The sequence below is a fragment of the Carboxylicivirga taeanensis genome (genome assembly GCF_051851475.1).
Classification (GTDB): Bacteria; Bacteroidota; Bacteroidia; order Bacteroidales; family Marinilabiliaceae; genus Carboxylicivirga; species Carboxylicivirga taeanensis.
The window spans coordinates 21,254-36,171 of record NZ_JBPUSJ010000009.1; the positions used below are offsets into that span (position 1 = coordinate 21,254).

Below are 14,918 nucleotides of genomic sequence, written 5' to 3' on the forward strand. Positions count from 1 at the left end.
AGTATGGCAAAAGATTTTTTTAGTGAAGACGAGCGTCAACAAATTGTTGAAGCCATAAAAAAAGCAGAACTTAACACATCGGGGGAAATCCGCGTTCATCTGGATAAAAAATGTGACGAAGATGTGTTAGATCGGGCAGCCTTCTGGTTTGAAAAGCTAAAAATGCATAAAACAGAACAGCGCAACAGTGTACTATTTTACCTGGCCTACGAAGATCGTAAGTTTGCTGTTCTGGGCGATGCCGGCATCAATCAAAAGGTACCCGATGATTTCTGGAATGCAATAAAAGACCAGATGCTTTCGGCCTTTAAAGAGGGGAAGTTTGCCGAAGGACTGGCTGATGGTATTATTGCAAGTGGTGAACAACTAAAAGCACATTTCCCCTACCAATCTGATGATGTAAATGAGCTATCGGACGACATTTCATTTGGTAGTTAAAAACAACAGACAATGAACAAATTTTTTCTAATAATTATTGCCCTTTGGACCAGTTTGGCTAGTGCGCAAGACATACCTGAACGCCCAAATCCTCCCCGGCTAGTTAACGACTATGCTGGCTTGTTAACGGCCGAACAGGAGCAGCAGATCGAAAGACACCTGGCGCAATTTGCACGCGAAACAAGCACCCAAATCGCCATATTGCTAGTCAATGATTTTGGGGGTACTTCACGCGAAGACTTTGCCTTTAAAGTAGGTGAAAAGTGGGGAATTGGTCAGAAGGGTAAAAACAATGGTATTGTAATGGTGGTGAAGCCAAAGATTGGCAACTCCCGCGGACAGGCATTTATTGCCACCGGCTACGGCCTTGAAGGGGCTGTACCTGATGCGGTCGCTAATCGAATTATCGACCAGGAAATGATACCAAGTTTTAAGCAAAACGACTACTACTCGGGCATTGCACGGGCAACAAACACCCTGATGCAGCTAACACGAGGAGAATATTCGGCTGAAGACTATTTGAACAGAACAAAAAAAGGTGGCGGATTAGGCCTTTTTGGCATTATTTTCATCATTGCCATTATCAGTTTTGTAATGAAAGCTGCAGGAGGCCAGCGTCGCAACTCCATTGGCGGCTCAAGCTTACCTTTCTGGCTGTTAATGTCAATGATGGGTAGCCGAAGCAACAGCTTGCACGGAGGGAGCTTTGGTAATTTCTCAGGCGGAGGCGGCAGCTTCGGCGGAGGCGGCTTTGGCGGTTTCGGAGGTGGCAGCTTCGGTGGCGGTGGCGCCGGCGGAAGCTGGTAGAATTACCTTAAAAACATACGAAAGGCTCGCATCGAATGATAATATATCAACGCTGCGAGCCTTTTTTATATATCTGTCCCCTATTTTATCGGGCTATCGGGTTCTTTAGCCATGTGATTATACGATAACTTGTCGAGCAGACCTGGCAGAAATTTATTTAGAAATACGGTGAGTTTTCCTTCCACAAAAGTAAGTATAAGCGTGCGCTTGCGCTTGATTATTGCCTTGGCCATGTGTCGGGCCACCTCTTCGGCACTCATCATTTTCTCCTCCTTACGCGGGGTTTCTCCCTGGCTACTTCCATCGGCTGTTAAAGCGGCTTTTCGCACATTAGAAGCAGTAAAGCCAGGCGCCGCAATCAACACATGCAATCCCTTTTTCAGGTTCTCCACACGGATGGTCTCCAAAAACCCATGCATCGCGAATTTTGAGGCAGAATAGCCCGTGCGGCCTGGTAGGCCAATAAAACCAGCAATAGACGATACCCCCACCACTGAGCCCTTGCTATCCAATAAGGATGGCAGCGCATATTTGGTACAATAAACCGTTCCCCAAAAATTCACATCCATCAGCTGCTTCAACACATCGATATCTACATCCTGAAAAGCTGCCCGCATGGAGATGCCCGCATTATTGACCAACACATCTATCCGGCCGAAGGCCTTAAGCGTTTCACTTATCAGGTGTTTACAATCGTCCTGCACACTAACGTCAGTTTTTACAGAAATAACTTCTGTACCTTTAGACTTAAGTTCCTGCTCAACCTCCATTAGCTTTTCCACACTGCGTGCAGCCAGTGCAAGCTTAGCTCCTCGTTGAGCAAACTCCCTGGCACATGCCAGTCCTATACCCGATGATGCACCTGTAATTATAATAACTTTGTTATTCATACTATGTAAAATATTTGCACAGATTAAACCTGTTACCTTAATCAGACTGTGAAAGTAACAATTTATAAACTATTTAAAAATCAGCTCTGCTCCCGCTTGTTTTAGTGTTTACATTTAAGGGACCATCCTGTAAATTAAGGACTCCTTTGCTGTTTAACATCAAAAAAATAGGTGTGATAAACATTGGCAAAAATAGCAGAGTGTGATGGGTCTAAAAAAAGGAAGGGGAACAACCGTCCCCCTTTTAACCCTTAAAAAACTAACCCTAAAAACAAGCTGAAAATCAACTCGTTTACTTTAAATATCTTGATGAGATGTTACCTACTTAATGCTGGTGCGAATATACGGAATAGTTGCTAATCTGCTTCTGCTTTTTATTAAATATTTTACTGCCTGTTTCTTCTTAACCATTCAAACAGACATACCGAAGCTGCATGGGATACATTCATTGATTTTATGGCGCCCGGCATTGGTATGTATACCGCTTTTTGGCAAGCCTGAAGCAGCTCTTGTGAGATACCAAATTTTTCACTCCCTAATACAAGAGCTAGTTTGGCTGGCAACTCACATTCAAAAACTTCCTCGGCGCCATCAACGGTTTCGAGTGCCACCGGAGTATAGCCATCAGGAACTCTAAAACTATCGATACTTAACCAATCCACCTTAACATGCCCAATGGCAGCGCCAGCCGTTTTCTTTACTTTGCTCTGACGGCAGCCTTCACTTCCAACAACCATTACCTGGGAAGCATTAACATTGGCAGCTAAGCGAATAATACTGCCAATATTCTCGGGTGTTGAAAAATTATCAGCAATAATAATTACATCACTTCCTTGCTTTATACAGCTGGAATGACTTTCGTCAAAAAAATATTTAGAATGGGTTTGCGGCATCTTATATCTTACGTTTAAGTCCCATTTCCTCTCCTTTTTTCAGCATCAGTGCGTAAGCTTCGTCGTAGTTATTGCCAATTTCTCCATCGAGTATGGCTTCCTTAATAATTGCCTTAATATCGCCTATCTCCTTACACGGTTGCAAACCAAAAGTTTTCATTATCACTTCGCCCGTAACCGGTGGCTGGAAATTGCGAACATGGTCTTTCTCCTCTATTTCTTTAAGCTTCTGACGGACCACCTTAAAGTTACGCATGTAACGCTTCACCTTTGACTCATTCTTAGAGGTAATATCTGCCTCACACAGTGTCATTAAATCATCAATATCATCACCAGCCTCAAATAGCAAACGCCGCACAGCCGAATCTGTTACCACATCCTCGCTTAATACAATCGGACGCATATGCAAACCAACCATCTTCTGAACGTATTTCATTTTTTCATTCAGAGGCAGCTTCATGCGTCCAAATATCTTCGGTATCATTTTTTGACCGATGAAATTATGATTATGGAAAGTCCATCCGGTCTTTTTATCGTAGCGTTTAGTGCGAGGCTTAGCTATATCATGCAATATGGCCGACCAACGCAACCACAAATTATCTGTATTCGGAACAATGCGATCCAGCACCTCAAGGGTGTGGTAGAAATTATCTTTATGGGCTCGTCCCTCAACTTTATCAACCCCTTTCATGGCCTGCAGTTCCGGAAAAATAATTTCTAACAGTCCTGTCAACTCAAGCAACTTAAACCCTATAGAAGGTTTATCAGCCATCACAATTTTATTCAGCTCATCGGCCACCCGCTCGCCCGAAACAATCTCAATGCGATCTTTCTGTGATTTGATACCTTCAAAAGTGGCTTCATCAATCCTAAATTTGAGTTGAGTGGCAAAACGAATAGCACGCATCATGCGAAGAGGATCATCTGAGAACGTAATTTTTGGCTCCAAAGGCGTTCGAATAATGCCCTTCTCCATATCGTTTATTCCATTGAACGGATCCACCAGCTCACCATAGTTGGATTTATTCAAGCTCAATGCCAATGCATTTATGGTAAAGTCTCGCCTGTTTTGATCGTCTTCCAGAGTTCCGTCTTCAACCAATGGCTTGCGGGAGTTACGTTGGTACGACTCTTTACGTGCCCCCACAAACTCCACCTCTAAATCTCTGTAACGCAACATAGCAGTCCCAAAGTTCTTGAACACCGTCAGTCGCAGACCTCCCAACTTTTTGGCTACTCTATCGGCCACATCAATACCACTTCCTACAACCACTACATCAATATCCTTCGATGGGCGATTAAGGTATAAATCACGAACAAAGCCGCCTATAACAAAAGCAGGATAACCCATTTCTTCACATATATCTCGAATGGCATGGAAAACCGGGTTATTTAGACTCTTTTCCATCCTGTGTTGTGCATCTTGTATCATAATGCTGACAAAATTACAACAAATTATGGCAAATCGATTTTTTTTGGCAGATATAGCTTTTGGCACAATTGTTGATTCATCAACACATGTACATTTGTAGATATTTAGAAATATTTTATTAACTTTGCAGTGTTCACAAAAATTAAAATAAGAAATTATGGTACAACATTTAACCAATGACACGTTTAAGGAAAAAGTATTCAACTATACCAATAACAAAGACTGGAAGTTTGAAGGCGATAAGCCGGCAGTAATTGATTTTTACGCTGACTGGTGCGGACCTTGTAAGATGGTGAGCCCAATTTTGGATGAACTAGCTACTGAATTTGATGGCAAAATCGACATTTATAAAGTCGATACAGAAACCGAAAGAGAATTAGCCGGTGCCTTTGGTATCCAAAGCATTCCGTCGATCTTATTTATTCCGAAAGACGGACAGCCACAAATGGCTCAGGGGGCTTTACCAAAGGATACTTTTATTCAGGCCTTTAAGGATGTTTTAAAAGTTGAAAAGTAATTGATATATCTGCCAAAGAATGGCGCACAGCTGTTAACTGCCTGTTAAATCGGTTCAAATGGCAAACCTAAAGTGTGATAACAGGGTTTAACTTACGCGTAGTAATTGATAATTTAATTGCATAGAGACATGAGAAAGATTGGACTATTGGTTTTGATTGGAATAATTACCGTTTCGGCGGTGGGGTTTGAACTTTATTCGCCCACTCCCGATGATAGCCACAAATCGAAAGAGGACAACGCTGTTATCTATTTAGATGCCAAAAGCTTTAAAGAGAAGGTTTTTGATTACGAGAACAATACGGAGTGGAAATACGAAGGCGAGGTACCAGCAATTTTGGATTTTTATGCCGATTGGTGTGGGCCTTGTAAAATGCTTTCACCGGTGTTAAAAAATCTTCAAAAGGAATACAAAGGAAAGATTCAGATTTATAAAATCAATACGGATCAGGAGCGCGAGTTATCCGCTACCTTTGGTATTAGAAGTTTGCCAACTATTGTTTTTGTTCCGCTTAAAGGAGAACCTCAGGCAGCCATGGGCTATCGTTCGCAAAACGATTTGGAAACAATGATTAGCGAAATATTAGAAGTAGATAAATAAAACAGGTCATTAACTAATGATTTGAAAGCCGAAGAAAAAATCTTCGGCTTTTTTTTGTTTAACAAGTAGATTTTCGTTTACCTTTGAATCATCAACTTATTCGGGGTGCCTTACTTTACAGGCTGAGATTACACCCATTGAACCTGATGCAGGTAATGCTGACGCAGGGATATGAATGACTCTCTATTTGGCTTCCCGTATAAATATATACAGACGATGAATCTATTTATCAACGGGCAAGCAACAATTCTACCCGAAAATTCTTCAATCGATGATGTGTTAAAACACATCGGGCAACTGCAAACAGGCGGCATTGCAGTGGCGGTAAACGACATGGTCGTTCCCAAAAGCCAATGGTCAACATCTCAAATCGCCGATGGTGATAAACTACTCATTATTAAAGCCAGCCAAGGCGGCTAATCCTTAACCGAAATATCCATGACAAAAACTAAAATATCACAGGAAAGGCTGACAACCGGTCCGTTTCCCAACTCCAGGAAAATATACGAAACAGGCGAAATGCATGCCATCCGGGTAGCGCATCGCAGCATTGAATTAAGCGACACCAAAACCAGTGAAGGCAAAATGATCCATAACCCACCTATTACGGTTTATGACACAAGCGGACCTTATACCGATACAAATTATTTGGTGGATCTGGAAAAAGGCTTACCGAAAATCCGGCAGCAGTGGGTAGCAGAACGAGACGATGTACAGCAACTGGAGCAGTTGAGTTCTGAGTATGGACAAACGCGTTTGGGCGACAAAACCCTGGACCATCTGCGCTTCGACCATGCCAGCTCCCAGCCCCTTAAAGCGAAGGATGGGCGCTGCGTTACCCAATATTATTATGCTTGCCAGGGGATTATCACCCCGGAAATGGAATATGTCGCGATTCGCGAGAATCAGCAATTACAGCAGGTTAAGGAGAACTATCGTCAGCATCGTGGGGAGTGTTTTGGTGCGCAAATTCCTGAAAAGGAGGTGACACCTGAGTTTGTACGCGATGAAATAGCTGCCGGCAGGGCCTTTTTGCCAGCTAACATCAATCACCCCGAGACCGAACCCATGATCATTGGCCGTAACTTCCTGGTGAAAATCAATGCCAATATTGGCAACTCCCCCACCACCTCATCTATCGAGGAAGAAGTAGAGAAAGCGGTTTGGGCCTTCCGCTGGGGCGCCGACACCATCATGGATTTATCCACGGGCAACAACATTCATGAAACGCGCGAGTGGATCGTGCGCAACTCACCGGTACCGGTTGGTACAGTGCCTTTATATCAAGCGCTGGAAAAAGTAAACGGCGACGTTGAAAAGCTTTCGTGGGATATTTATCGCGATACGCTAATTGAGCAGGCTGAGCAAGGCGTCGACTATTTTACCATCCATGCCGGTTTGCTCTGGAAACATATCCCATCCACCATCAAACGGGTAACAGGCATTGTTTCACGAGGCGGCTCCATCATGGCTAAATGGATGCTGTATCATCACAAAGAGAATTTTCTCTATACGCACTTTGATGAAATATGTGACATATTGGCAGCCTACGATGTGGGCGTTTCATTGGGCGATGGACTACGTCCGGGCTCTATTGCCGATGCCAACGACCGGGCACAGTTTGGTGAACTGGAGGCCTTGGGTGAGCTGACTCAAAAAGCCCGCGATAAATACGTGCAGGTAATTATTGAAGGCCCCGGTCACGTGCCCATGCAAGGTATTAAGGAAAATATGGAACTGCAGCTGGAGCACTGTAAAGAAGCGCCATTCTACACTTTGGGGCCATTAACGACAGATATTGCACCAGGATACGATCACATTACATCAGCCATTGGTGGTGCCATGATTGCCTGGCACGGAACCGCGATGCTGTGCTACGTAACCCCCAAGGAGCACCTGGGTCTGCCCGATAAGCACGATGTAAAAACCGGAGTAATTACTTACAAGCTGGCAGCCCACGCAGCCGATGTGGCCAAGGGATTTCCGGGCGCACAATTCCGCGATTTTGCCATGAGTAAAGCGCGTTTTGAATTCCGGTGGAAAGATCAGTTTTCATTGGCGCTCGATCCCGAAACAGCCATGCAGTATCATGATAAAACACTACCCGATGAAGGCTATAAATCATCCCACTTCTGCTCCATGTGCGGGGAGAAGTTCTGCTCCATGAAAAGTACTATGGAAGTAAGAGACTTAGCCAAAAAGTTGGAAAATAAGAAAGAATTGTTTAAAGAAACAGGAGGAGAGCTATATATGTGACGAATTACAGTTATTTTTGTGTTGGATTAAAACTAAACTTTATGAAGCCAATAGTAATTTGTTATCCATCGAAACTTGAAAAGGAAGTTGAAGCATTAAATGCTTTATTTGAGGCGGGATTGGAAATTCTTCACGTACGCAAACCAGCATACAGTGAAGCGGAAATGATTGCTTTTATCGATTCGATTGATGCGAAATATCACAACCGGATTGTGGTTCACAGCCACCTGGCTATTGTGGAGCCTAAGGGGCTGAGGGGCGTACACTTTACCTCCTACAACCGCCATCTGATTGATGATTACAGCAACAAAGCATTGCCTAAAAGCATATCGGTTCACTCAATGAGTGAGCTTATCAACCTGAGTGAATCTTTTAACTATGCCTTGCTAAGTCCGGTATTTGAGAGTATAACGAAAGAAGGGTATGGTCCGGCTATCGACCAAACCAATCTAAAGAAATATTTAGCTCAAATCCACCATGTTAAAGTATTAGCGCTAGGCGGCATCGACCATAAAAATGTGGATGTAGCCAAAGAGTTAGGCTTTGATGGTGTGGTATTACATGGACATCTGTGGGCACAATTTGAAACAGATGGTGACATCGAAGGCCTGGTTCAGCGCTTTAAGGAAGTCACCGAAAAATGGACGTAAACAAATGAATGAAAGACCTTATGTACTGAGCATTGCCGGATTTGACCCATGCAGTGGCGCAGGTGTTACAAGTGATATAAAAACGTTTGAACAACATAAGGTCTATGGCTTAGGCGCTGTAACAGCCATCACCTATCAAAATGAATCTCGTTTCGAAGGGGTCAAATGGCTATCGGCCGATGAAGTGATCCAACAGCTTCAACCGCTGGCAGAACGCTACAGTCCCAAGGCTATTAAAATTGGCTTGATAGAATCGGCTTCAACACTGAGCCAGGTTCTGGAGTGGTTAAAGAAAAGCTGGCCAGAAGCCTTTATTATATGGGATCCCATCGTAAAAGCTTCTGCCGGATTTCTGTTTCATACACAGCTTCACCAAAGCATCCGACCACTAATCAGTGAGCAGGTTCACCTCCTCACTCCCAACATCCCGGAATATCAGCAGCTGTTTGACACGACTCACCCACTTGAACTGGCCAAGGAGTTAAAAACAGCGATACTCATTAAAGGCGGCCACGCCACAGGCGATACGGTGCGCGACTCCCTGTATAGCTACCAGCAAGAAGCCGGCACACAAATACAATCGCAAAAAGTGATCGGCGATTGGCAAAAACATGGCACTGGCTGCATACTATCGGCTGCCATCGCCGCTGAAATTGCACATGGTAGCTCCCTGGAGGCAGCTTGTCACTCAGCTCATTTTTACGTGAAAAAAATTATCAGCAGCAACAGTACTTTGTTGGGCTATCATAACACCCGATTAAATAAATAACAATGCAAAAAAAATCAATCGCACGTCTGCAATTCATCACATCCCCATCGGCACAAAGCTATCTGCAACAAATACAGTCGGTAGTATTGGGAGGTGGCAACTGGGTGCAGCTGCGCATGAAAGATGACACCACCGAGAACATAGAGAAAGTAGCCATTGAGGCACTCAGCTATTGCATGGACAATGGGGCCACTTTTATCATGAATGATCATGTAGAAATAGCCGCCAGGATTGGTGCTGATGGCGTTCATTTAGGCCAGCAGGATATGGCACCCGATAAAGCCAGAGAAATACTGGGACCACAAGCCATTATTGGCGGTACAGCTAACACTTTTGAGGACATCCAGCGTTTGGCTGCTTTGGGAGTCGACTACATAGGACTTGGCCCCTATCGTTTTACTGAAACGAAACAAAACTTAAGCCCTGTATTGGGCAACGAAGGCTATCTGTCCATCCTTAAACAGTGTGATGAAGCCGGTATTAAACTGCCCGTGATTGCCATTGGCGGCCTCGTACCGACTGACTTACCCGAACTGTTTAAAACTGGAATACATGGTGTGGCTATCTCATCATACATTGCCCAGAGTGAGCAACCCGGGGCAACAACCCTTGACCTGCTGCAGGCTATTGGACGATACAGCTCGGCCAACTGGACTAAGTTCCATTAAGCGAAAAAGTGTGGTAGCAAACAAGCAGAAAACACGCTATTTAAAAAATACAAATAATACGATAATAACAGCTAGCAGCTGACAGCTACTAGCTATAAGCTAATATATATGACCCCACTTCAATTAGGCGACAAAACATTTTCATCACGCCTGTTTACAGGAACCGGTAAGTTTGCTTCCAATAAGCTGATGCAAACAGCCATTGAAGAAAGCGAATCGGAACTGGTAACGGTAGCTTTACGCCGTGTAGAACTTAACAACCAGTCCGATGATATTTTAAAACACCTGCAACACCCGCGCATCAACCTGTTGCCCAATACATCGGGGGTACGCACTGCCAAAGAGGCTGTTTTTGCGGCCCAGCTGGCCCGTGAAGCCTTGGCTACTAACTGGTTGAAACTGGAAATTCATCCGGACCCTAAGTATTTGTTACCTGACCCGGTTGAAACACTTAAAGCCGCCGAAGAGCTGGTAAAGCTGGGCTTCATAGTGTTACCGTATGTGCAGGCCGACCCCGTTTTGTGCAAACGCCTCGAAGAAGTGGGAACAGCCGCTGTTATGCCCCTTGGAGCACCTATCGGATCGAATCAGGGCTTACAAACCCGGGAGATGTTGCGCATCATTATTGAACAAAGCCAGGTACCCGTTGTGGTAGATGCCGGTATAGGTGCCCCATCGCACGCGGCCGACGCCATGGAGATGGGAGCCGATGCCGTGCTGGTAAATACCGCCATTGCTGTATCGTCCAATCCGGTTGAAATGGGCAAAGCATTTAAACTGGCCGTAGAAGCCGGTCGCATGGCATACGAAGCGAAACTGGCCCATAAGTCCATGGGTGCTGAAGCATCCAGTCCTCTGACGGCTTTTTTAGATGAATTATAAAATCCGGCTATCAGCCTACAACTGCTAGCTACTTACAGCATGTAATTGAAGGAAAAAGGCCTACAATTACCGACGACTGTCTACTCACTACTGACGAAAAGATGAAAACATTTGAAGAAGTGCATGCTATGCACGGCTGGGAAAGCACCAAACAATCAATACAAAATAAATCGAAGACCGATGTGGAGGAAGCTCTGGCAAGTGGGCAGCCATCGCTGGAAGACTTTAAAGCACTCATCTCGCCTGCCGCTGAGGCTTATCTGGAACCCATGGCGGTAAAGAGCCGCGCCATAACGCAGCGCCGCTTCGGAAAAACTATTCAGCTATACATTCCCCTTTACCTGTCCAATGCCTGTGCCAATGCCTGTGCCTACTGTGGCTTTAGCCACAATAACGACATCACCCGCATCACATTAAACAAAGAGCAGGTCATCAGAGAAATCGCAGTTATTAAACAGATGGGCTTTCAGCACCTGTTGCTGGTAACCGGCGAACATCCTCGTGAATGTGGCTTTGAATACCTGAAGGAGATGGTAGAACTGGTTAAACCCCACTTTGCATCCGTTTCCATAGAAGTACAACCCATGCAGCAAGCCGAATATGAACAGCTCATCCAATCCGGTGTGCACACAGTATATGTCTACCAGGAAACTTACAACCGTACCAACTATAAAAGCTATCATCCGCGAGGCAAAAAATCAGACTTCGCCTACCGCCTGGAAACGCCGGAGCGATTAGGGCGCGCACACATCCATAAAATTGGCATTGGCTGCTTACTGGGGCTCGAAGACTGGCGCACCGATTCGTTTTTCACCGCTCTGCACCTCAACTTTCTGGAGAAGACTTATTGGCGCACCAAATACAGCATCTCCTTCCCCCGCCTGCGTCCTCACATGGGCTCTTTCGAACCCAATGTGCACGTGACGGATAAGCAACTGGCCCAACTCATTATGGCTTACCGCATTTTTAATCCGGATGTGGAGCTGTCGCTCTCAACGCGCGAGAGTAAAAGCTTTCGGAACAACATGCTGCAGCTAGGCGTCACCGCCATGAGTGCCGGCTCCAAAACTGAACCAGGTGGTTACGCGGTTTACAACCAAGCGCTGGAGCAGTTTGCCGTTAATGATGACCGCAGTCCGGAAGCTGTTTGCGAAATGATCAAAGCCGGCGGGTACGAACCGGTTTGGAAGGATTGGGACGATTGCATGCGTTAAAATCAGGGGCGTGAATCAATCGTCACTATGGGGAAGTGCTAAAAACGGAGGGGTTGACCAACAAAACTGAAGCCTCCGGCTCATCGCCTTTAGCCCTATAGATGAAGCCCTTAACAACTGCACTATTCCAAACAAGACAAATAGGTCTTGTTTTTCTTTGAAAATATGAAAGCACTGGCTACTTTTGCCAGCAATTCCAATGGGGTGCCCCTTCAGGGGCTGAGATTATACCCTTCGAACCTGGTCGGGTCATGCCGACAAGGGAACAGAGTATCTCCTAATTATTCCTCATTGCGGTATTAGTTAATAACTTAAACTGCGTATAAAAATGAAGAGGTTTTATGCATTCGCGCTGCTTACAGTGATGACACTGGGAGCCATCGCGCAAAACACATTTAACGGACGTGTCACCAATGAGTCTGACCAGCCACTGGTGGGTGTCAATGTGATTATCAAAAATTCGTATAATGGCACCATCACAAACGCGAACGGCCATTATTCAATTATCACAAAGAGTAGCAAGCCCACACTGGTCTTTTCGTATGTGGGATACGAATCGCAAGAGCTACCGGCTAACGAAGCTTTAAACGTGTCGATGCAGCCCTCGGCTGTACTGACCGATGAGATTATTGTGTCGGCCATCAGAGCGAGTAAAAATGCGCCGGTGGCAAGCTCAGAAATGGATTCGGAAGAGATTCAGGAACAGAACTTCGGACAGGATTTACCCTACCTGCTGAACCTGATGCCGGGGGTTGTTACCAACTCCGATGCAGGCTCGGGCGTTGGCTATACCGGCCTGCGCATACGAGGCAGCGACATCACCCGCATCAATGTAACGGTGAATGGTGTCCCCATGAACGATGCCGAATCTCAGGGTGTATTTTGGGTGAACATGCCCGATTTTGCGGCTTCGGTAGATAAGGTGCAAGTACAGCGTGGTGTGGGAACATCAACCAATGGAGCGGCTTCATTTGGCGCGTCTGTCAACCTGAACACGCTCAATTCGTCGCCCAAAGCCATGGCCTTTATCGACAATAGCTATGGCTCATTTAATACCATGAAAAACTCTGTGGCCGTATCCAGCGGTCTGCTTAAAAACCACATGGCGTTTGATGTGCGCCTGTCGCGTATTAACTCCGATGGTTTTATCGACCGGGCTACCTCGGACCTTAAGTCCTACTATTTTTCGGGGGGCTACTACGGAGAGAAAAGCACGGTGAAATTCATTACCTTCTCGGGCACTGAAAGAACTTATCAGGCCTGGAACGGGGTGCCCAAGGTGAAGTTGGAAAATGATAAAGCCGGCATGGATAAGCTAATTATGATGGACGGATGGACGGATGCCGAAGCCGCCAACCTCTTCGCTTCAGATGCCCGCACCTTCAATAAGTATTTGTACGAAAACCAAACCGACAACTACCAGCAAGACCATTACCAGCTGCATTTTACCCACCGGGCCAGTGCTTTTTGGGACCTGACAGCGGCCCTGCACTACACCAGAGGTAAGGGGCACTACGAATCGTTCAAAAACGGACGTAAATTTAAGGATTACAACGTGGGCTTCGATAACATTATTATCGAGAGCGACACAATCAGCAAAACAGACCTTATTCAGCGTAAGTGGCTTGATAACCATTTTTACGGCGCTACCGCTTCAGCCATTTATAATAATAACAACCTTGAACTGGTGATTGGTGGAGCCTACAATCAATACGATGGCGATCACTATGGGAACGTTATCTGGAGCCAGTACAATGCCGGCATCCCGCATAACCACCAGTGGTATTTTAATAACGGGAAGAAGAATGACCTCAACAGCTACGTGAAAGCCACCTATGCCCTCAGCAATAACTTCTGGCTCTACGGCGATGTGCAGTACCGCCACGTGGAATATACCATGAGCGGGACACATGACGACAACAGCGATCTAACCCAGGATTACACCTTTGATTTTGTGAATCCTAAAATGGGGCTTAACTACCAGCTGAACCAGCAGCAGCGCCTGTTTGCATCATTTGCCATGGCACAACGCGAACCATCGCGAAGTGATTTCAGGGATGCTCCGGCCAACAGAAAACCTGATGCCGAAACCTTGTATGACTGGGAGCTGGGCTACGAATACACAACTGCCAGCGCATTTATTAACCTGAATGCTTACTACATGCGCTACGAAGACCAGTTGGTGCTTACCGGTGAGATTAACGATGTTGGGGCGCCAATAATGGTGAATGTTCCGGAAAGCTACCGTGCCGGTATCGAAATTGAAGGAGGCGTGTATTTGACACCCCGCATTAACTGGACAGCCAATATGGCCCTGTCGGCCAATAAAATTAAGAACTACACGGAGTACGTAGACAACTGGAGCTATTGGGATGATCCGGCGAATGAACCTTATCAGTACATCAAAGAGTTGGGGGAAACTGATATTGCCTTTTCACCCTCGCTAACGGCAGCCAGCCAGATTAACTGGACACCGGCTAAAGGCATGACCGTTTCATTATTAAGTAAGTATGTTGGTGACCAGTACATTGATAATACATCCAATGCACAGCGTCAGCTAGATGCCTGGTTTGTTAATGACTTGCTGCTCAGCTACGATTTTACGCTTACTTCTATAGGCGATTTTAATTTAGGCTGTAAAGTGAATAACCTGTTTAACGAAGAGTACGAATCCAATGCATGGGTATATCGTTACTACTATGCAGGGGAACACGATGTGTTGGATGGCTACTTCCCGCAGGCAGGTACCAATGTTATGGTGCGTCTCAGCATGAAGTTTTAATACCAATTAATATACTCCTACAAGAGCCCGCTTCAGTATGAGGCGGGCTTTATCGTTTTAATCTTCCTCTAAGAAAAATTTCTGTAGTACCGGAATAAAAACACCCTCTCAGTCCTGCTT

At 45.4% G+C, this 14,918-nt stretch carries 15 protein-coding genes and 2 riboswitches; of the genes, 12 read left to right on the forward strand and 3 right to left on the reverse strand.

What is annotated here, in order from left to right; translation table 11 throughout:
* Positions 1 to 3: 3 nt before the first annotated feature.
* Both ACSX1H_RS13380 and ACSX1H_RS13385 read left to right on the forward strand, forming a co-directional pair.
* Positions 4 to 438 (forward strand): TPM domain-containing protein, encoded by a 435-nt coding sequence (locus ACSX1H_RS13380; RefSeq protein WP_439184639.1) that lies wholly within the window; start codon positions 4 to 6, stop codon positions 436 to 438.
* A 12-nt stretch (positions 439 to 450) separates the two neighbouring features.
* Positions 451 to 1,245, forward strand: a complete 795-nt coding sequence (locus ACSX1H_RS13385) for a TPM domain-containing protein (protein ID WP_439184641.1) — start codon at positions 451 to 453, stop codon at positions 1,243 to 1,245.
* 80 nt (positions 1,246 to 1,325) lie between these two features.
* On the opposite strand, the gene ACSX1H_RS13390 is transcribed toward ACSX1H_RS13385, so the two are convergent.
* From ACSX1H_RS13390 to ACSX1H_RS13400, 3 genes are all read right to left on the reverse strand, one after another.
* The gene (locus ACSX1H_RS13390) at positions 1,326 to 2,135 is read right to left on the reverse strand and encodes an SDR family oxidoreductase (RefSeq protein ID WP_439184642.1); all 810 of its coding nucleotides are present in this window, start codon (positions 2,133 to 2,135) and stop codon (positions 1,326 to 1,328) included.
* 386 nt (positions 2,136 to 2,521) lie between these two features.
* A complete protein-coding gene (locus ACSX1H_RS13395) occupies positions 2,522 to 3,028 on the reverse strand; it encodes a TrmH family RNA methyltransferase (protein WP_439184644.1) in 507 nt (168 codons plus the stop codon).
* Position 3,029: 1 nt separating this feature from the next.
* Entirely contained in the window at positions 3,030 to 4,436 is a 1,407-nt protein-coding gene (locus ACSX1H_RS13400) for a CCA tRNA nucleotidyltransferase (RefSeq protein WP_439184645.1), read from the reverse strand.
* A gap of 181 nt (positions 4,437 to 4,617) precedes the next feature.
* On the opposite strand from ACSX1H_RS13400, the gene trxA (ACSX1H_RS13405) reads away from it, so the two are divergent.
* From trxA (ACSX1H_RS13405) to ACSX1H_RS13450, 10 genes are all read left to right on the forward strand, one after another.
* Complete coding sequence (gene trxA, locus ACSX1H_RS13405; protein WP_439184646.1) at positions 4,618 to 4,977, forward strand: thioredoxin; 360 nt, start codon at positions 4,618 to 4,620, stop codon at positions 4,975 to 4,977.
* A gap of 129 nt (positions 4,978 to 5,106) precedes the next feature.
* Positions 5,107 to 5,577 (forward strand): thioredoxin, encoded by a 471-nt coding sequence (gene trxA / locus ACSX1H_RS13410; protein ID WP_439184647.1) that lies wholly within the window; start codon positions 5,107 to 5,109, stop codon positions 5,575 to 5,577.
* Positions 5,578 to 5,668: 91 nt separating this feature from the next.
* Positions 5,669 to 5,764, forward strand: a riboswitch (TPP riboswitch).
* 29 nt (positions 5,765 to 5,793) lie between these two features.
* Positions 5,794 to 5,997 (forward strand): sulfur carrier protein ThiS, encoded by a 204-nt coding sequence (gene thiS / locus ACSX1H_RS13415; RefSeq protein ID WP_439184648.1) that lies wholly within the window; start codon positions 5,794 to 5,796, stop codon positions 5,995 to 5,997.
* 18 nt (positions 5,998 to 6,015) lie between these two features.
* A complete protein-coding gene (gene thiC / locus ACSX1H_RS13420; protein WP_439184649.1) occupies positions 6,016 to 7,833 on the forward strand; it encodes a phosphomethylpyrimidine synthase ThiC in 1,818 nt (605 codons plus the stop codon).
* Positions 7,834 to 7,874: 41 nt separating this feature from the next.
* Positions 7,875 to 8,483 carry a thiamine phosphate synthase gene (locus ACSX1H_RS13425; RefSeq protein WP_439184650.1) on the forward strand — a complete coding sequence of 203 codons (609 nt, stop codon included), beginning with the start codon at positions 7,875 to 7,877 and terminating at the stop codon, positions 8,481 to 8,483.
* A gap of 4 nt (positions 8,484 to 8,487) precedes the next feature.
* On the forward strand, positions 8,488 to 9,252 hold the full coding sequence (locus tag ACSX1H_RS13430) for a hydroxymethylpyrimidine/phosphomethylpyrimidine kinase (protein WP_439184651.1): 765 nt from the start codon (positions 8,488 to 8,490) through the stop codon (positions 9,250 to 9,252).
* Positions 9,253 to 9,254: 2 nt separating this feature from the next.
* Positions 9,255 to 9,920, forward strand: coding sequence for a thiamine phosphate synthase (locus tag ACSX1H_RS13435; RefSeq protein ID WP_439184652.1), 666 nt, complete (start codon positions 9,255 to 9,257; stop codon positions 9,918 to 9,920).
* A gap of 108 nt (positions 9,921 to 10,028) precedes the next feature.
* On the forward strand, positions 10,029 to 10,802 hold the full coding sequence (locus ACSX1H_RS13440) for a thiazole synthase (RefSeq protein WP_439184653.1): 774 nt from the start codon (positions 10,029 to 10,031) through the stop codon (positions 10,800 to 10,802).
* Between the two features lie 101 nt (positions 10,803 to 10,903).
* Entirely contained in the window at positions 10,904 to 12,016 is a 1,113-nt protein-coding gene (gene thiH, locus ACSX1H_RS13445; protein ID WP_439184654.1) for a 2-iminoacetate synthase ThiH, read from the forward strand.
* A gap of 190 nt (positions 12,017 to 12,206) precedes the next feature.
* Positions 12,207 to 12,298, forward strand: a riboswitch (TPP riboswitch).
* Positions 12,299 to 12,344: 46 nt separating this feature from the next.
* Positions 12,345 to 14,798, forward strand: coding sequence for a TonB-dependent receptor (locus ACSX1H_RS13450; RefSeq protein ID WP_439184655.1), 2,454 nt, complete (start codon positions 12,345 to 12,347; stop codon positions 14,796 to 14,798).
* Positions 14,799 to 14,918: the final 120 nt, after the last annotated feature.